We start from the raw sequence: 18,954 nt of genomic DNA, 5'->3' as shown, positions 1-18,954 counted from the left end.
ATTCCTTTGTACTAATGTACAAAAAATAGCGGCAGTTCGCAAGCACTCATTTTAGTCGTCGGAAACATCATCTTTGTTGATTACACGCTGGGCAACCGTTTCAGGCTGAACCGCAGAAAGGATGACGTGATCGCTGTCTGCAATGATGACTGCTCTTGTCCTTCTTCCGTATGTAGCATCCACCAGCATATTCCGGTCACGGGCATCCGTAATGATTCTCTTAATCGGTGCGCTTTCCGGACTTACAATTGAAATGATACGGTTTGCCGAAACTATATTACCAAACCCGATGTTTATAAGCTTAATATCCATGATGCACTTCCCCTGCCTATCTTTAAATTTATCGACCGGCTTTTTGAGGACGACATTGTGCTTTCTCTATAAAATTGCCCTCAAGCGTTCTTCATATACCTATTCAATGTTCTGTACCTGTTCCTTAACCTTTTCAAGCTCAGCTTTTAAATCGACAACCCGCTGGCTGATCTGGAGATCATTTGATTTGGAACCGATGGTATTGAACTCACGGTTAAGCTCCTGAACAAGAAAGTCAAGCTTCCTCCCTGTGACGCCTCCTGTATCGAGGATGGCATCCATCTGCTTCAGATGACTTTCAATGCGTGTAAGCTCTTCCTGAATGTCGGCTTTATCACTGAAAACGGCCACTTCGGTAAGTATTCTGGACTCATCGACCTCTGCTTTTCCTTCCAGAAAAGAGGTGACTTTCTTTTCAAGCCTTCTCTGGTAATGCTCTTTTACAAGTGGAGCATGCGCAGCCAGTTCCTTTGACCACAGCCCCATCTGACTGGCGCGGGCCTTCAGATCTGCAGCAAGTTCCTTCCCCTCTGCTTTCCGCATACTGTTCAGGGAATCAGCTGCCTCGTTGACAGCTTCAAGGAGGAGATGCTCAGCCTCTTCATTCAGATCATCTGTTTCTTCTACTGTCACAACATCCTCGTTTGCCAGGAGTGTCCCGAGAGGTAAGGAGGCTCCTCCCTCGTCCGCCTTCTCTTTCATCTGGCGGAATACTTCTGTGTACGAATGAAAGAGATCCCAGTCAACACGGAGACCCCTCTGAACGAGACTTTCTCCTTCTACTGTGATAAAAACGTCGGCTTTCCCCCGGCTTATGTATCGCCCGATTGTTTTTTTGACCTTTTCTTCAAGGCCCATAAACTGACGGGGCATACGGATGTTCATTTCACAGAACCGGTGGTTGACCGTTTTCATCTCAACCGTTACCTGGTATCCCGCCTTTTCCTTTACGGATCTGCCGTAACCGGTCATACTGACTATCATTTCGATCACATCCACTCTTATACTAGAATATCACACGAATAAGACATAAGAAAAGTAACATCCTGCCGTATACTGCAATGCACGGAAGATAACCGGATTCTATCCGGACAAAACGGGAATACAGGGGCCTGATTCCGTCCTCAGGCCCCTTTTCCCTCTTCTTATATTTAATCATAGTTTACCGCTTCCTGCCAGCCGCATCCTTTCTTTTGAACACCTGAAAACCTGCAAGGGCTATTGTCGGCACGGAGGCACATCCGAGAACAAGAAGCCAGTGTTCAAAGCCGAGGTTTACAGTATGGAAAATCGGCTGAAGCGGCGGATAATAGAGAACGACAAGCATTAGCGCAATGGAGGAAATGACTGCTCCTACAAGATATTTGTTTTCAAACGGATTTCGGTGGAATACGGAGTGTTCGCTGCGGCAGTCGAACACATGAATCAGCTGTGCCATAACGAGAGTGGCAAAAGCGACCGTCTGGGCCAGCATCAGGTTTTCCCCGCTCGATTCGTAGGTCTGCCAGAATGCAAACAGTGTAACCGCACCAATCATAAAGCCTCTGCTTATGACTTTCCATCCGAGCTTTCTTGCAAAAATACTTTCATTCGGAGCACGCGGTTTTCTTTTCATAACATCGTCTTCAGGCTGATCCATGCCAAGCGCCATTGCCGGCAGCCCATCGGTAACGAGGTTGATCCACAGGATCTGAATCGCAACAAGGGGAAGCGGCATTCCGAGCATCATCGCAAAGAGCATGACCAGAATTTCTCCCACATTGGAAGCCAGCATGTACCGGATAAACTTCCGGATATTATCGTAGATATTCCGACCTTCCTTGATCGCTGCTTTAATAGTTTTAAAGTTGTCGTCACTCAGAATGAGCGAGGAAGCCTCTTTGGCCACATCCGTACCGGTTGTCCCCATCGCTATACCGATGTTCGCGGCTTTAATGGCAGGTGCGTCGTTCACGCCGTCTCCTGTCATGGCGACGATATGCCCTCTGGACTGCAGAGCTTTTACAATCTTCAGCTTATCTTCAGGTGTCACCCGGGCAAACACATATACATCATCGACCGTCTCAGCCAGATCAGCTGTATTCATTCTGCTAAGCTGTGTGCCGGTCATTACTTTCCCTCCGATGGGAAGCATTCCGAGCTTTGCTGCAATCGCTTTGGCAGTCAGTGCATGATCGCCGGTAATCATAACGGTTTTTATGCCGGCACGCCTGCACTCTTCGATCGCTGTAAACACTTCTTTCCGGGGCGGATCGATCATCCCCTGGACTCCGATAAAGGTCAGGTCTTTCTCTGCTTCTCCTTCTGTTTCCGGGAACTCCCCCGGCTTGAGTTCCCTTGAAGCTACGGCAATGGTCCGAAGTGCGTTCAGAGCCATTTCCTCCACGGCCTGAAGCTGGATTTCCTTTTCCGTTCGGCCCATTTTACCTTTTCTGCCGCCGGAAAGGATAAAGGAGGAACGTTCAAGAAGAACATCCGGAGCTCCCTTTGTCACGATAAAGCGCGAACCTGATTCTTTCTCTTTTACAATGACACTCATCATTTTTCTTCCTGAATCAAACGGAAACTCTTTTTCAATTGTGTACGATTCATTAAGGGAACTTCTGGAAACTCCTGCTTTCAGACCTGCAGCAAGCAGTGCTCCCTCGGTAGGATCACCATCCACGGCGAAACTTCCGTCTTCTTTCTGTGTAATCGAAGCATGGTTGCATAAAACACCGAAAGTAAGGAGCTGCCAGAGAGGCTTTTCCTGCGCAGGTGTAACTTTGCGGCTCCCTGCAAAAAACTCCCCCTCGGGCTTAAAGCCGCTCCCTGTTACGTTCCACTGTGAACCGTCTGCGTATAATGCCGTTACAGTCATTTCATTCTGCGTGAGCGTCCCTGTTTTATCCGAACATACGACGGTTGCACAACCGAGCGTCTCCACTGCCGGAAGTTTGCGGACTATGGCATTACGTCTGATCATCCTCTGCACACCGAGTGCCAGGGCTACAGTAACGATTGCAGGCAGCCCTTCCGGAATCGCGGCTACTGCAAGTGACACACCGGCAAGAAACATGGTGTATACATCATGGCCCTGTATAATACCAAACAGAACGACCAGTGCAGTCAGCAGCAGAGCTGCAGCGATCAGAATCTTTCCAAGCTGTTCAAGGCGTTTCTGAAGCGGTGTTTCCATCGATTCGGTCGTTTTGAGAAGGTGGGCAATTTTCCCCATTTCCGTCTTCATACCCGAAGCAATGACAACCCCGGTCCCCCCGCCCTGGGTGACGAGCGTTCCCATGAACGCCATATTTTCCTGGTCGCCCAGAGGGAGTGCTTCGGATGTACGTATGGCTTCTTTCGATTTTTTTACCGGCAGGGACTCCCCTGTGAGAGCGGACTCTTCCACATACATACTTTCACTCGACAGCACACGAACATCAGCGCCTACGCGGTCACCTGCTGTAAGCTTGACAATATCCCCGACGACAGCTTCTGTGGAAGGGATCTTTTTCCACTCCCCATTTCTGAGCACACTCATGCGGGGAGCTGACAGAGCTTTCAGCGAGGCAAGGGATTTTTCCGCCTTCCGCTCCTGGAAAAATCCGAGAAATCCGTTTAAAAGCACAATGATCATAATGGTAACAGCATCTATATACTCCCCTAAAAGCCCCGAAATAAGGGTTGCAGCAAGGAGCACCAGTACCATAAAGTCCTTAAACTGGGATATAAACAAAAAGAACAGCGGTGTCCGCCGGCCATCATCAATTTTGTTCAGCCCGTGTTTTTTCAGACGGACGAGTGCTTCTTCCTCGTTCAAACCTGAAGATGCGTCAGTGTCGATCGCCCGTTCGACTTCCTCTGCCTCCATTTCGTACCACTTCATGCCTTCACCTCAACTCCTCCGTTTTTCCAAACACCCGATCCGGGCCGGCACTCGCCCCGTCCGCAATTCCGATAAGACAACCTTTACAAGCTATCTCTATTCGGGACGGGCCTGAAAGATGACATGAGCCTGGCTGAAAATGAGAGTGGAAGGAAGCGCACCGAACCTTCTTTCTGCTATAATGAAGACCGAATGTGCAGATTGGCGGTGATGAAGAATGGCTTTTGACGGAATCGTAACAAAAGCAGTAACAGACAGTCTTACGGATACGCTGGTGCCAGGAAGAATAACGAAGATTCACCAGCCCTATAAATCGGATCTGGTTTTTACCGTCCGGGCAGGCGGAAAAAACCATTCACTTCTGATCAGCGTGAACGCAAGCTTTGCCCGCTTTCACCTGACGGAGGAAAAGTATGAAAACCCGAAGGAACCTCCTATGTTCTGTATGCTTCTCAGGAAACACCTGGAGGGCGGGATGCTTGAGAAAATTGAACAGGACGGACTGGAGCGGATCGTCACTTTCTACGTAAAAGGCCGTAATGAACTTGGGGATGTTTCAACTAAAAAGCTCGTTCTGGAACTGATGGGACGCCACAGTAATATCATGCTTGTGGATGATGACGAAAATTTGATTCTCGACAGCATCAAACATATTCCACCTTCCCTGTCCACGTACCGGACTGTGCTTCCGGGCCAGCCTTACAAAGAGCCCCCGCATCTGGATAAAATAAATCCTCTTGAAGCCGACGAAAACACGCTTATCAGGAAGATCCAGTTTCAGCAGGGAAAGATCGATAAACAGCTGATCGGCAAGTTCAGCGGACTTTCACCGCTGGTGGTTAAGGAAATCCAGCACCGTGCAGGCCTCGTCAATCAGACGACACTGCCGGAGGCCTTTATGAGTGTGCTTGAACCTGTAAAAACACAAAACTGCACGCCCCAGATTAAAAACGGTAAGTTTTCCGTGATCGAACTTACACATGTTAAGGGCGAGGCTGAAAGGTTTGACTCTGTCCACGCAATGCTCGACCGGTTTTTTTCCGGAAAAGCCGAAAGAGACAGGGTCAAACAGCAGGCACATGATCTGGAGCGGATGCTAAAGAACGAGCACAGCAGAAACAAAAAGAAAATCAAAAAGCTCGAAAACACGCTGAAAGACTCCGAAAAAGCAGGGCGTTACCAGCGTTTTGGAGAACTTCTGACCGCTCATATGCACCTGGTCAGGGAAAGGGACAAAAGTGTCGAGGTAACGGATTACTACGACCCTGATCAGCAGACGGTCTCCATTCCGCTTGATCCACAGAAATCCCCTTCACAAAATGCCCAGAACTACTTCAGAAAGTATACAAAACTGAAGAACAGTGTAGCCGTCGTGCGGGAGCAGATCAAAAAAGCAGAAGAGGAAATGCGCTATCTGGAAGACGTCATTCAGCAGGTGGAAACGGCCGCTCCGAAAGACCTGGAGGATATACGGGAAGAGCTTGCTGATGAGGGGTATATCAAAAAACGCCGGACCGGGAAGAAAAAGAAAAAGCCCGGTGTACCCCAGCCTGAAAAGTACCTCTCCAGCGAGGGCATTGATATTTTCGTCGGTAAAAACAACAAACAGAATGAATATGTAACAAACCGGATGGCCAGGCAGGATGATACATGGCTTCACACGAAGGACATTCCAGGCTCCCACGTTGTCATCAGGAGTCAGGAGTTTTCCGACACCACCCTGCATGAAGCAGCCAACCTGGCCGCCTATTTCAGTAAAGCAAGAAGCTCAGGGCAGGTGCCTGTGGACTACACCTTAATCAGGCATGTAAAAAAGCCGAGTGGTTCAAAACCTGGTTACGTGATTTACGATAATCAGACAACCCTGTTTGTCACGCCGGACGAGGAGCAGGTCAGGGATCTGAGAGTAAAGTAGCGGAAACTATTGATGAGTACAGCTGTTTAAGAGTCCCTGCATGATATTGAGCCACGAATTTTCGTGGCTTTTTTTGCTGTCTTTTCTTTCAACGGCAGTTCTTCAGGGACCGAAGGGTTTGCCTATGACGAGGGCGATGCTTGTTTTTACTTATCTGTAATCATGACCGGGACCGTGTGAGGCTGGGACAGAAGTGTTTTAATAGATGAAAATCCGAACAATCAATTCGCGCCGCAGGTAAATCGCTCCTGAAATATACGCCGCTTTCCGCGGGAAGCGGCTGAGCCTCCGCGTGCTTCGCTACTTAAGGGGTCTCACCTGCGCTTTTCCTCCCGCAGGAGTCGGCGAATATTTCATCCGCCTGGCAGCTTTTCGTTTTGATTCTCATCAAATACTTCTGTCCCAGCCACTTATTGCACTGTAATCATGCCCGGGCCTTTTACAGACCTCTTTGAGGCCTGATTATTGCACTGTAATCATGGCCAGACCTTTTACAGGCCTCTTTGGGGCCTGTTTATTGCTCTGTAATATTGGCCGGCCCATTTACAGCTCTCTTTGAGGCCTTTTATGGCACTGTATTTATGGCCGGGTCGTTTATAGACCTCTATGAGACCTTTTTATTGCACTGTAATCATGGCCAGACCTTTTACAGGCCTCTTTGGGGCCTGTTTATTGCTCTGTAACCATGACCGGACTGTTTACAGGTCTCTTTGAAGCCTGTTTATTGCTCTGTAATATTGGCCGGCCCATTTACAGCTCTCTTTGAGGCCTTTTATGGCACTATATTTATGGCCGGGTCGTTTATAGACCTCTATGAGACCTTTTTATTGCACTGTAATCATGGCCCGGCCTTTTACAGACCCCATTGGAGCCTTTTTACTGTACTGTACTCCCCCATTCTCCCCTTCCAGCCCCCTTAATTTAAACATTCGTTTAAATTCAGAATAATCAGACGCAATCCGGGTTTTATGAACAAGGGAATCCCCCAACTTGTTTCCACTCATAAAAAACACCCCCCGTAAGACGGGAGGTGCCCCTGGATTATCCTGTATTGAGTACTTTAAACTGCGCTTTAACAAGGTGGTAATACTCGCCTTTTTTATCCATGAGTTCATCATGATTTCCCTGTTCAAGGATGCTGCCCTGCTCAAGGACAATGATATTGTCCGCTTCGCGGATAGTGGAAAGACGGTGCGCGATCATAATCGCCGTCCGGCCATGCAGAAGACGCTTGAGTGCACGCTGGATGAGCTGTTCTGTTTCTGTGTCGATTGAAGCGGTTGCTTCATCCAGTATGAGAATCTGTGGATCTGCAAGCAGTGCACGGGCAAAGCTGATCAGCTGACGTTCCCCGACAGACAGCACGTTCCCCCGCTCCTCCACTTCGGTTTCATAGCCGTTTTTCAGCTGCTGGATAAACGGATCGGCTCCAACGGTTTTGGCTGCCTCCATTACTTCCTCATCAGTGGCGTCAGGACGTCCGAAACGGATATTGTCCATGATGGTACCTGAGAAAATAAACGTATCCTGAAGAACGATACTTACTTTTTTTCTGAGGCTGTTCAGAGTGACATCCCTGAGGTCGTGACCATCAATCGTCACCTTGCCCGAAGTCGGGTCGTAGAAGCGGCTGATCAGATTCACGATCGTTGTTTTTCCGCTTCCTGTGTGCCCCACAAGGGCAACAGTGTCTCCGCTGTTAATTTTAAGGCTGATGTTTTTAAGAGCTTTCCGGTCGCTGTTATAGGCAAATTCAACATTATCAAACACGATGTCGCCGCCTTCAACCTGAAGCTTTTTCGCATTCTTTTTCTCAGGTACATTCGGCTGTTCATCGAGGAATTCAAAGATCCTCTCGGAAGAGGCCATCCCCATGAGAAGCTGGTTATACACCTGACCGAGACGGGAAATCGGCTCCCAGAACATACCGATATAAATGGCAAAGGAAACAAATTGACCGATTGTCAGAGCTTCATTCTGAATCAGGACAACACCGTACCAGAGAAGAACCGCTGTACCGATGGCACCGCTGATCTCGACAAATGGGCGGAAAAGAGCATTCTTCTGGGAAGCGTTGCGCCATGATTCGTAGTTTTGCCCGTTCATGCTGTGGAAGAATCCTATGTTTTCCTTTTCCTGGGTATAGGACTGTGTTACCCGGATTCCCTGAATACTTTCATTCAGGTGGGAATTGATCATCGACTGCTTCACACGCACGTCCTGCCACGCTCTTCGGATATTTCTTCTCAGCTGTGTGGAAATGAGGAACATGATTGGCAGAATGATCATGATTGCAAGTGTCAGTTCCGGACTGATCATAAACAGAATAACGATGATTCCTGCAAGCATGATCAGATCCATGAGAAGGTTGATAACTCCGTTTGTAAAAAGTTCCTGAAGGGAGTTCACATCGTTGGTTATGCGGACCAGGATCGAGCCTGCAGACCGCTGGTCAAAGAACCTGTGGGAAAGGCGCTGGATATGATCGAACAGTGCTTTTCGGAGATCAAAAATAACCAGCTGGCCGAGTTTATTCATGAAGCGGATCCGCATATAGTTTCCGATCCAAGAGAGTAAGTACATCCCCGAAAGAACAGCAACCATGAGCCAGAGGAAATTCAGATCCCCATGTTCAACAATATTGTCCAGTGCATACGCCCCGATAAACAGCGGAGCAAGCAGACGAACAGCTGTTGACAGAATCATGGCAAAGATGGCGAGGGGCAGCAGATTCCTGGAATAAGGCTTCATATAGTGAAGAAGCCTGATCATCTGCTTCCAGTTAAACGGTTTTTCAATCGCCTGGTCTGTGGAGTAATGGAACCGTTTCAGCGTTCGGTCTTCTGTTTCCTGTTGTCGTTTTTCTTCTTCTGTCATTCTCAGTCACCCCCCGTTGCTTCCTGAAGGACAGCGTGACGGTCCTTGAATTGGATGTCGTAGATTCTTCTGTATATCCCAGCCTCGGACTCAAGGAGTTCATCGTGGGTACCCCGCTCTGCCACTCTGCCGTCATCAAGCACGATAATTTCATCTGCGTGCATAAGAGAGGAAATCCGGTGGGCAATGATAAATGTGGTGCGTCCTTTCATTACCTCGCGGAACGCTGCCTGTATTTTCCCTTCCGTTTCCATATCCACCGCGCTTGTGGCATCATCGAGGATAAGTATTGAAGGATCAATGCAGATAGCTCTGGCAATGGCGATCCGCTGCTTCTGGCCGCCCGAGAGGCCCATCCCCCGTTCACCAAGCACTGTATCATATCCTTTAGGCAGTTCCATGATAAAATTGTGTGCCTGTGCCCGTTTTGCCGCATCCCGGATCTGTTCTATCGTGGCATCCGGAGCACCGTAGGAAATGTTGTCCTTGATTGATGACGAGAACAGGAACGACTCCTGAAGTACAACGCCGATATTTTTCCTGAGTGATTTCAGAGTGTAGCTGTCAATCGTTCGTCCATCAACAAAAATGTTGCCCCGGTCCGGTTCATAAAAACGGGAAATAAGCTGGGTGATGGAGGTCTTCCCGGAACCTGTCGCACCGATCAGTCCGATCGTTTTCCCGGGAGGGGCGTCGAAACTGATATCATCAAGCGCCAGTTCCTCCTCCTCGCTGTACCGGTGACTTACCCGGTCAAACTGTACATGACCGTCAAGACGCTCGGCAGTGATCGCGCCGGGCTTATCGAAAATATCCTCGTCTTCATCAAGGACCTGGAGGAGACGTTCTCCCGATGCCTTGGACTGGGAGAAGGTGTTTACAATAAATCCGAGGTTCATAAGCGGGCCGATAATATACCAGATGAGACTGAAGAAAGCCACCAGTACACCCGGGGATATGGCATTTGTAATAACCAGGAATCCTCCGTACCCGAGAAGAATGACGACTGAAATCTGACCGATCAGCTCCATAAGGGGGAAATACTTCGCCCAGATGTTAGCTGTATACACGTACTTGTCTTTGTAATCCGTGTTTTTCGTGTCGAACCGCCCCATCTCAAAATCTTCCTTGGACAGGGACTTGACCGTATTCATGCCGCTGATGTTTTCCTGCACTTTTGTTGTCATCCCCGCAAACGATTTACGGATGTCCGTAAATGCCGGGTGCACCTTCTTATCAAACCGGTACACCGTAACCGCAAGAAACGGCATGGCCACCAGCGTAATCAGGGCAAGCGAGGGGCTGTAAAAAAGCATAATCCCCATGCTCAGACCTACAAGCATGGTCAGGTTAATCAGCTGCGCGAACCCGAAAGACAAAAAGAAACGGAATCCCTCGACATCAGCCGTCAGTCGTGACATGAGGTCCCCCGTCCTGGCGTTATCGTAATAGCGAAACGGCAAAAACTGCAGTTTGTAGTACAGGGCGTCCCTTACTTTATACACCGCCTTGATTCCAAACAGATCTCCCAGATACTGATGAAAGTACGTAAACAGACCTTTCAGTGCCATGAGAAGAAAGAATCCGATTGCCACATACGGCACGAGATCATAGTTTCCGGCAACGATGACGCTGTCGATGGTAAACTGCAGGATTACCGGATAGGCTACGGTAACTCCCGTTACGAGAAGAAGAAACAGAATCGACCAGAAAAAGTACCCTTTATAAGGCCAGTAAAAATGTTTTAAGCGTTTAAACGTGTTCATGGTGTGTCACCCCCGAACCTTTCTGAAAAGTTTAAAAAAACGTAACATTACTAATATATCGATTCCCGAAATAAATAGCTACAGCCGTGAACGGCCGTTTTGAGCCTTCAGAGCTCATTTTCATGAAAAAAACCTGTAAATAGCCCATATCTGAAATGATTGCGCTTAATATCTCACCCCTTCACGAAACAAAAAGGCGTGACGGAATATATTCCGCCACCCTCATTAAGTTATGTCCTGCTCAGGACGGATAGAAGTGCGAGATCGTCCATCAGGTACTGATTCCTGAATGAAAAACCTGAACTGGACGCCATTTCACTCAGCCGGTCTTCGGAAAACCGGTGGCGACGTTCAGATACTCTCCCCCACTGAAGAAGCATCGCTGCTTCATCACCATCCAGCGCGTTTTCCTTTATGTACTGTTCAGCTGAATGAAGGTTGAGGTGCTCTGACGGATTCAGCAGTACGATCGTGTCCTCAGTAACTCTCGCAAGCTCGGAAAATGCCTGTTTCGGATCAGGCATCAGAAACAGCACACACGCACAGAAACTGACGTCAAATGACCGGTCCTGAAAAGGCAGCTCCTCGGCATCCCCTATTACCAGCTCAACCCTGTGATCCGGACATACAGCCCTGAGACGGTTCCTGCATGCTTCAATCATGCCCTCCGACAGATCGATTCCCGAAATCTTTGTTTCTTTGCCCGCTGCCCGGGCGAGCAGCCTGCCGGTTCCGCAACCTGCATCAAAGATTCGTTTTCCTTCAAGCTTTCCTGCTGATGCGATCATTTTATCATGCAGAGTGGAGAGCCAGGCTGTCCGGGCCATCCGGTCAAAAAAATCAACCCGCTCATCAAACTCTGTACCTGTCATTTTTCTCACGTCATCACAACCTAACGGTAATCTGACCAGCCCTTGGGATCTTCCTGCCAGGAACGGAGCGCCTGCTTCTGCTCTTCAGAAAGATCTGCCTCCGCTGACAGGGTGGCAAAGTCGGTAATTGCCGCGTAAGGGATTTCCGCTTTACGAAAAGCTTCTTCTGCCTGCTGAAGTCCGTAGGTGAAAATAGCTGCAACACCCTCAACACTTCCACCTGCTTCCCTTACAGCGTATGCAGCCTGGAGTGAGGATCCGCCGGTCGAAATTAAATCTTCGATAATGACGACACGATCTCCTTCTTTCAGTCTGCCTTCAATCTTGTTTTTCCGGCCGTGCTCTTTTGCTTTTGAACGTACATAGATCATTGGAAGGTTTAGCTCTTCAGCGACCCATGCAGCGTGGGGAATGCCGGCGGTTGCTGTTCCTGCCACTACCTCTGCATTCGGATAGTGACTGCGGATCAGGGAGGCAAACCCCTGGGCAATCTGTTTTCTCACTTCCGGATAACTCATCGTCAGCCTGTTGTCGCAGTAGATCGGTGATTTCATTCCCGAACTCCACGTAAAGGGCTCGTCAGGCTTCAGTGAAACCGCTTCAATATCAAGTAAGGCTTTTGCTACTGTTTGACTGCTCATCTATCCATTCCTCCATTCCTTATTGTAGCGGTGGTAGGCATAATACGGGTCTTCTGCTCTTGTAATTCCCCGTCCTGCTACAATGGCCCACGCTTTATTTCGATTCGCCTGAGCCGGGGTAACCACCCTTTTCTGGTCGAATCTGCTGTCCTCTTCCAGGCGGATGCCCGGAGTTACAGTACGAAAATCTTTACCGAACCGTTCATTTACCATTCGGGATTCGAGTGCAGAACAGACAACCCCGTCAAGCCCCGATTCTTTTGCGGCTCCTGCCAGACGAAGAACATTCTCCTCAAGAGATTCGGATACCCCGAGATATTCTTTCATCATACTTTCATCAGTGCTTGTAAGCTGGGTAACAGCTACACAGAGTGGTCTCTTTTTCCCCCGGGGTGTACCCGATTCAAGACCCCTTAGCGCCGCACGCATCATTTCCGGTCCACCGGCAGCGTGGACATTTACAAGATCGGCTCCGAGTGCGGCCAGGTTCCTCATGGCGCGCTCGACCGTGACGGGAATGTCATGCAGTTTTAAATCAAGAAATACCCGGTGTCCCGCCGATACAAGTTCAGTAACGAACGGAGGCCCTTCCCTGTAAAAAAGCTCCATTCCCACCTTTACATACAGCGGCTCTTTAAACCGGGCAAGAAACGATAGAGCACTTTCGCGGTCAGGGAAATCAAGGGCTATGATCAGCGGGCGGTCAAAATCTGTCTGTCCGATGTTCTCCAGCTCCTTCCTGTGAGTTCACTGATGGCGTTTACATTGTATCTCTTCACTGTTTCTGTCAGCCCGTCAATAATTGAAGGGCACGCGAAAGGATCAGCAAAATTCTGAGTTCCTACGGCTACAGCACTCGCACCTGCCAGAATGAGCTCGAGCGCATCCTCCGCACAGGTGACTCCTCCCATGCCGATAATCGGGATGGATACTTCCTGGCTGACGGCATGAATCATTCTGACGGCAACCGGTTTAATGGCAGCCCCTGAAAGACCGCCGCTGCCATTTGCGAGAACCGGCCGTCCTGTGTTGAGGTCAATTCTCATTCCGAGAAGAGTATTAATCATGCTGAGTCCATCCGCTCCACCTGCCTCCACTGCCCTTGCAATAGACACGATATCCGTCACATTCGGGCTCAGCTTTACATACACGGGCACACTGCACACCTGTTTCACTTTTTCAGTGAGCTCCCGGGCAATGACGGGATCCGTTCCGAACGCAATTCCCCCTTCTTTTACGTTCGGACAGGATATGTTAAGTTCAACTGCACTTACGTTGGGAAGATCTGAAACAGCTGAGGCAACCCGGCAGTAATCGTCAGGTGTATTTCCTGCTATGTTCACGATCACCGGTACATCGAACTGCTGCAGCCAGATGAGTTCATCCTCCATTACATGGGACAGGCCCGGGTTCTGAAGCCCGATCGCATTCAGCATCCCGCCGCCTGTTTCCGCCACACGCGGTGTCGGATTACCTTTTCTCATTTCAGGTGTAACGGCTTTTACACAGATCGCACCGAGTCTGGACAGATCATAAAACTCACTGTATTCCTTCCCGAATCCAAAACATCCTGAAGCGGGCATCACAGGATTTTTCATTTCCAGTCCCGGCAGACTGACACGCATATCGGTCATACAACTACCTCCTCTGCACGGAAAACCGGACCGTCGGTACATACTTTCCGGTACCCTGATCCATTTTTTTCATCACATACGCACGCCAGGCAGGCCCCGACGCCGCAGCCCATTCTTTCCTCAAGGCTGACCCATCCGTCCGGTCCGAGTCTGGCTTCAACAGCTCTCAGCATCGGTCGGGGGCCGCAGGTAAAATAGCGGTCCCATTCACTGATATGGCGATCAATAACGTCAGTTACAAACCCCTTCGTTCCCCGGGAACCGTCTTCTGTTGCTACATACACGTATCCAAGCTCCCTGAAAGCATCCTCATAAAACACATCTTCAGCCGAACGGAAACCGATTACAGTGGTTACCTTGTGCCCCCTGGCCGTGAGCTGACGGGCCAGCTCGTAGAGAGGCGGGACCCCGATTCCGCCCCCAATAAGGAGGCAGCGTGTCTGATGGCTGAAGCCCTCCACCGGAAATCCGGTGCCAAGAGGGCCGAGCACGTCCAGCCGTTCACCCGCCTGTCTGCGGCTGAGGAGCTGCGTCCCCTTTCCTTCGGTCCGGTAAAGCATCGTAAATGTGCCTGCTTCTCTGTCAATATGGCAGATACTGATCGGCCGTCTTAATGTTGTATCCAGTCCGTCCGCTGCTTTCAGGTGTACGAACTGCCCGGGGCTTTTCATTTCTTTAACGAGATCCCCCTCGAGTTCCAGTTCATATATCCGGCTGGCAATCGGGCGGTTTTTCAGGATTTTCATCCGTTCGATCCGTTTCAACGTAAAACCGCCTCCCTTTTTGTCCTGCCCATCGCTTCAGTGGAGAAGCTCATCATTTCAAGAACGCTGACCAGTGCTTCTGCTGTATCCATACTCGTCAGGCAGACGATGCCGTTTTCAACCGCTTCCCTTCTGATCCGGAATCCGTCTCGGGCCGGCTGTTTACCTTTTGTGAGTGTATTGATAACAAACTGGGTTTTTCCTTCCCTGATCGTATCGAGCATGGTCGGTTTCTCGCCGCCGATTTTCGAGATGACGGTAACCGGAATGTTCTCTTCCTTAATCTTTTCCGCAGTACCGCCTGTGGCAAGAATACGGTAGCCGATTCTGTGAAAGCGTCTTACCAGGTTCATCATGTCCGATTTATCCTTATCGGCCACCGTGAACAGAACGGAACCGTAGGTCGGAATTTTCATACCCGAAGCGACCAGCCCTTTGTAGAGCGCTTTTTCAAGGGTGTCGTCCTTGCCCATCACTTCACCCGTCGACTTCATCTCCGGCCCCAGTGTAATATCCACACTTCTCAGTTTTGCAAAACTGAATACCGGCACCTTCACACATACCTGCCCTGCTTCAGGCAAACGTCCACTGGTATAGCCGATTTCTGCAAGCCGTTCCCCGAGAATGGCTCTCGTCGCAAGGTTTGCCATGTTCACACCTGTAATTTTGCTCAGAAACGGGACTGTGCGGCTGGATCTGGGGTTTACTTCCAGTACAAAAATGTCATCATCGCACAGGACAAACTGGATGTTTAACAGGCCGACAATGTTCAGTCCTTTTGCGATTCGCATTGTATAGTCCGTGAGCCTCTCTTTAAGTTCATGGGAGAGCTGCTGCGGCGGGTAGACGGCAATGGAATCGCCGGAATGGACGCCTGCCCGCTCAATGTGTTCCATAATACCCGGGATCACCACTGTTTCCCCGTCGGAAATGGCATCTACTTCCAGCTCTTTCCCCTGAAGATAGCGGTCAATGAGAACCGGGTGCTTTTCATTGACTTTTACAGCGCGCTCCATATATCGAAGCAGGTCCCGCTCCTGGTAGACGATTTCCATCGCCCGTCCCCCAAGAACGTAGGATGGCCGGACAAGTACAGGAAAGCCGATATTTTTTGCGATTACCAGCGCTTCGTTCACGCTCGTGGCCGTTTTTCCGTCCGGCTGCGGAATCCCAAGGCTTGTCATAAGCTGTTCAAAGTGATCACGGTCTTCTGCTTTATCCATGTTTTCAAGTGATGTACCGAGTACTTTCACTCCCCGTTCTGTCAGACCTTCTGCGAGATTGATCGCTGTCTGTCCGCCGAACTGTACAATGACGCCGACCGGGTTCTCCACTCTGACCACATTCATCACGTCCTCCACTGTCAGTGGCTCGAAGTAGAGCTTGTCGGAAATGCTGAAGTCTGTGGAGACAGTTTCAGGATTGTTATTAATGATGATCGCTTCATAACCTGCTTCCTGAATCGCCTTGACCGTATGCACGGTGGCGTAGTCGAATTCGATCCCCTGGCCGATTCGGATCGGTCCGGAGCCCAGTACCAGAATGGATGGCCGGTTTCCGGCAGCCGATTCATTTTCTTCTTCATACGTGCTGTAGTAGTAGGGAGTATGAGAGGAAAATTCCGCGGCGCACGTATCGACCATTTTAAAAACCGGCTCAATTCCCCCTTCAAGCCTTGCGTTCTCCACTTCCCGTTCATCTGTCTCCCAGAGCGGGGCAATCGTCTGATCGGAAAAGCCCATCTCCTTTGCATCACGGAGCAGATCCATGTCAAAAGGACGTCGTTTAAGCTCCTCCTCCATTTCCACAATCGTCCGAAGCGTTTCAAGGTAGAACATATCCACTTTTGTCATCCGGTGAAGCTCTTCGGTTGAGTAACCGAGGCGCACGGCTTCTGCAAGAAGAAACAGACGTTCATCGTCGGCATTTTCCAGACGTGATCTGAGCCATTCGTGACTGAGTTCATCCCTGTACGGAACCGTTATATGGTCAATTCCGTTTTCGGTGGATCTTACAGCTTTGAGCAGACTTTCCTCGAGCGTCCTCCCGATCGCCATCACCTCCCCTGTCGCTTTCATCTGGGTACCGAGCGTGCGGTTGGCTGCATCAAACTTGTCAAACGGCCAGCGGGGGATTTTCGTAACTACATAGTCGAGTGCCGGCTCAAAACTTGCAAACGTTGTTTTCGTAATTGGATTCTCGCATTCATCGAGTGTAAATCCGGCAGCAATTTTGGCACTCAGTTTTGCAATCGGATATCCGGTGGCCTTTGAGGCCAGAGCAGAAGAGCGGCTTACACGTGGATTCACTTCGATAATGAAATAATCCTCACTGTGCGGATCGAGTGCCATCTGCACGTTACAGCCGCCTTCGATGCCGAGGGCGCGGATGATTTTAAGGGAGGCGTTCCGAAGAATCTGATACTCCCTGTCCGTAAGCGTCTGACTCGGCGCCACTACAATTGAATCTCCTGTATGAATGCCTACTGGATCGATGTTTTCCATGTTGCAGACTACGATCGCCTGATCGTCTGCATCGCGCATCACTTCATATTCAATTTCCTTGAATCCGGCAATTGATTTTTCAATCAGGCACTGGTGAACCGGACTGTATGATAGTCCTGCCCCTGTGATTTCGCGCAGTTTTTCTTCATTTTTCGCTATTCCGCCGCCGGTACCTCCGAGGGTGTAGGCTGGTCTGATGATGACCGGATAACCGATCTTATTGGCAAAAGCAACCGCTCCTTCCACATCGTGAACAATGTCACTCGGGGGAACAGGTTCGCCCAGTTCCCTCATCAGGGTGCGGAACTGATCGCGATCCTCTGCTTTTTGAATCGCATCGAGATCGGTTCCCAGAAGCCTGACGCCGTATTCTTCCAGAATGCCCGAGTTATGAAGTTCGATCGCCATGTTCAGGCCTGTCTGTCCACCTAGTGTGGCAAGCAGTCCGTCGGGCTGTTCCTGGCGGATAATGCGGCTGACAAATTCACACGTTATCGGTTCAATATAGACCCTGTCCGCCACCGCTTCGTCTGTCATAATCGTTGCCGGGTTAGAGTTTATAAGGACAACTTCAAATCCATCTTCCTTAAGCGCCTGGCACGCCTGGGTGCCTGCATAATCAAACTCCGCTGCCTGCCCGATTACAATCGGACCCGATCCAATAACGAGAATTTTTTGTACACCTTCGATTCTAGGCATGAACGATCCCCTCTTTCGCTGAAACTGCTGACTGATTTGACTCAACCATTCTCTTAAACTCCATAAACAGATCCTTTGCATCCTCCGGTCCCGGACTGGCTTCAGGGTGATACTGGACGCTGAATGCCGGGACCAGTGTGTGACGCAGTCCTTCCACACTCCGGTCATTGACGTTAACATGGGTAATTTCAAGGTCGGTCTGTTCCACCGAGACTGGATTGACGGTATAGCCGTGATTCTGCGATGTAATCGCGACTTTTCCGGTACGGAGATCTTTAACCGGATGGTTGCCGCCTCTGTGTCCAAAACGCATTTTTTCAGTACCCGCACCTGCAGCAAGGGCAAGGAGCTGATGACCGAGGCAGATCCCGAAGATCGGTACATGACCGAGAAGTTCCCTGACCGTCTCCACCGCTTCCGGAATATCCTGGGGATCTCCCGGGCCGTTGCTGAGCATAACTCCATCCGGGCTTAAGCTGAGAACCTCTGCTGAAGTACTGTTGAAAGGAACTACTATAACTTCAAATCCGAATGCATTCAGATCCTTCACGATTCCTTTCTTCGCTCCGTAATCGATCAGCACGATGCGTCTGCCTGCAGCCGGCGTCACATAGCGTGTTTTTGTGGAAACGTGTTTTACCTGACTGCGGGGAAAGTCCGTATTTTTCAGCCGTTCCGCCGTTTCCCCGATCAGCTCCTCCGAATCGCAGAATGCCCCTTTCATCGTGCCGCTTTCCCGGATCATCCGTGTCAGTTTACGTGTATCAATGCCGGTGAGACCCGGAATTCCGTTTGTTTTAAGCCACTCATGGAGAGTAAAACGGCTTCTGAAATGGCTTGGGTGAACCGATGCTTTCTTTACAATCAGTCCATTAATATACGGCGTAATGGATTCGAAGTCATCTCTGTTGATGCCGTAATTTCCGATCAGCGGGTAAGTCAGTGTCAGGATCTGACCACAGTAGGATGGATCTGACATCATTTCCTGATAGCCGGTCATGGACGTATTAAACACCACTTCTCCCGAAAGTAAACGTTCACTTCCAATTGCCTTGCCCTTAAATACCTCGCCGTTTTCAAGTACGAGCCAGCGTGCGTTCAT

General features: G+C 49.8%; 14 protein-coding genes. 1 reads left to right on the top strand and 13 read right to left on the bottom strand.

Annotation, left to right across the window (positions count from 1 at the left end; translation table 11 throughout):
• Window positions 1-51: 51 nt before the first annotated feature.
• The 3 genes from remA to FGB90_RS02280 all read right to left on the bottom strand — a co-directional run bounded on the left by remA (window position 52) and on the right by FGB90_RS02280 (window position 4,180).
• Entirely contained in the window at window positions 52-312 is a 261-nt protein-coding gene (gene remA / locus FGB90_RS02290; RefSeq protein WP_138808953.1) for an extracellular matrix/biofilm regulator RemA, read from the bottom strand.
• Between the two features lie 99 nt (window positions 313-411).
• Complete coding sequence (locus FGB90_RS02285; RefSeq protein WP_138808952.1) at window positions 412-1,296, bottom strand: YicC/YloC family endoribonuclease; 885 nt, start codon at window positions 1,294-1,296, stop codon at window positions 412-414.
• A 178-nt stretch (window positions 1,297-1,474) separates the two neighbouring features.
• Complete coding sequence (locus tag FGB90_RS02280; RefSeq protein ID WP_138808951.1) at window positions 1,475-4,180, bottom strand: cation-translocating P-type ATPase; 2,706 nt, start codon at window positions 4,178-4,180, stop codon at window positions 1,475-1,477.
• Window positions 4,181-4,397: 217 nt separating this feature from the next.
• Here FGB90_RS02280 and FGB90_RS02275 point away from each other — a divergent pair, with 217 nt between their 5' ends.
• Window positions 4,398-6,095: an Rqc2 family fibronectin-binding protein gene (locus FGB90_RS02275; protein ID WP_138808950.1), complete on the top strand. Its 1,698-nt coding sequence runs from the start codon at window positions 4,398-4,400 to the stop codon at window positions 6,093-6,095.
• A gap of 824 nt (window positions 6,096-6,919) precedes the next feature.
• On the opposite strand, the gene FGB90_RS02270 is transcribed toward FGB90_RS02275, so the two are convergent.
• The 10 genes from FGB90_RS02270 to FGB90_RS02225 form a co-directional block, all read right to left on the bottom strand.
• Entirely contained in the window at window positions 6,920-7,099 is a 180-nt protein-coding gene (locus FGB90_RS02270) for a hypothetical protein (protein ID WP_138808949.1), read from the bottom strand.
• A 37-nt stretch (window positions 7,100-7,136) separates the two neighbouring features.
• Window positions 7,137-8,972 carry an ABC transporter ATP-binding protein gene (locus FGB90_RS02265; protein WP_138808948.1) on the bottom strand — a complete coding sequence of 612 codons (1,836 nt, stop codon included), beginning with the start codon at window positions 8,970-8,972 and terminating at the stop codon, window positions 7,137-7,139.
• A 2-nt stretch (window positions 8,973-8,974) separates the two neighbouring features.
• The gene (locus FGB90_RS02260; RefSeq protein WP_138808947.1) at window positions 8,975-10,738 is read right to left on the bottom strand and encodes an ABC transporter ATP-binding protein; all 1,764 of its coding nucleotides are present in this window, start codon (window positions 10,736-10,738) and stop codon (window positions 8,975-8,977) included.
• A 230-nt stretch (window positions 10,739-10,968) separates the two neighbouring features.
• Window positions 10,969-11,610 carry a class I SAM-dependent methyltransferase gene (locus tag FGB90_RS02255; protein WP_246056079.1) on the bottom strand — a complete coding sequence of 214 codons (642 nt, stop codon included), beginning with the start codon at window positions 11,608-11,610 and terminating at the stop codon, window positions 10,969-10,971.
• 20 nt (window positions 11,611-11,630) lie between these two features.
• Window positions 11,631-12,251 carry an orotate phosphoribosyltransferase gene (pyrE, locus tag FGB90_RS02250; RefSeq protein WP_138808945.1) on the bottom strand — a complete coding sequence of 207 codons (621 nt, stop codon included), beginning with the start codon at window positions 12,249-12,251 and terminating at the stop codon, window positions 11,631-11,633.
• Window positions 12,252-12,974, bottom strand: a complete 723-nt coding sequence (gene pyrF, locus FGB90_RS02245; RefSeq protein WP_138808944.1) for an orotidine-5'-phosphate decarboxylase — start codon at window positions 12,972-12,974, stop codon at window positions 12,252-12,254.
• Complete coding sequence (locus FGB90_RS02240) at window positions 12,944-13,885, bottom strand: dihydroorotate dehydrogenase (RefSeq protein WP_138808943.1); 942 nt, start codon at window positions 13,883-13,885, stop codon at window positions 12,944-12,946. The genes pyrF and FGB90_RS02240 overlap by 31 nt, the downstream gene beginning before the upstream one ends.
• Complete coding sequence (locus tag FGB90_RS02235; protein WP_138808942.1) at window positions 13,882-14,649, bottom strand: dihydroorotate dehydrogenase electron transfer subunit; 768 nt, start codon at window positions 14,647-14,649, stop codon at window positions 13,882-13,884. The genes FGB90_RS02240 and FGB90_RS02235 overlap by 4 nt, the downstream gene beginning before the upstream one ends.
• Complete coding sequence (gene carB, locus FGB90_RS02230) at window positions 14,646-17,852, bottom strand: carbamoyl-phosphate synthase large subunit (RefSeq protein WP_138808941.1); 3,207 nt, start codon at window positions 17,850-17,852, stop codon at window positions 14,646-14,648. The genes FGB90_RS02235 and carB overlap by 4 nt, the downstream gene beginning before the upstream one ends.
• The gene (locus FGB90_RS02225; RefSeq protein ID WP_138808940.1) at window positions 17,845-18,954 is read right to left on the bottom strand and encodes a carbamoyl phosphate synthase small subunit; all 1,110 of its coding nucleotides are present in this window, start codon (window positions 18,952-18,954) and stop codon (window positions 17,845-17,847) included. The genes carB and FGB90_RS02225 overlap by 8 nt, the downstream gene beginning before the upstream one ends.

The organism is Alteribacter natronophilus (assembly GCF_006007885.1).
In the GTDB taxonomy this organism is placed as follows: domain Bacteria; phylum Bacillota; class Bacilli; order Bacillales; family Salisediminibacteriaceae; genus Alteribacter; species Alteribacter natronophilus.
The sequence above is the reverse complement of the archived record's forward strand: the minus strand, read 5'-3'. Positions and strand labels throughout refer to the sequence as shown.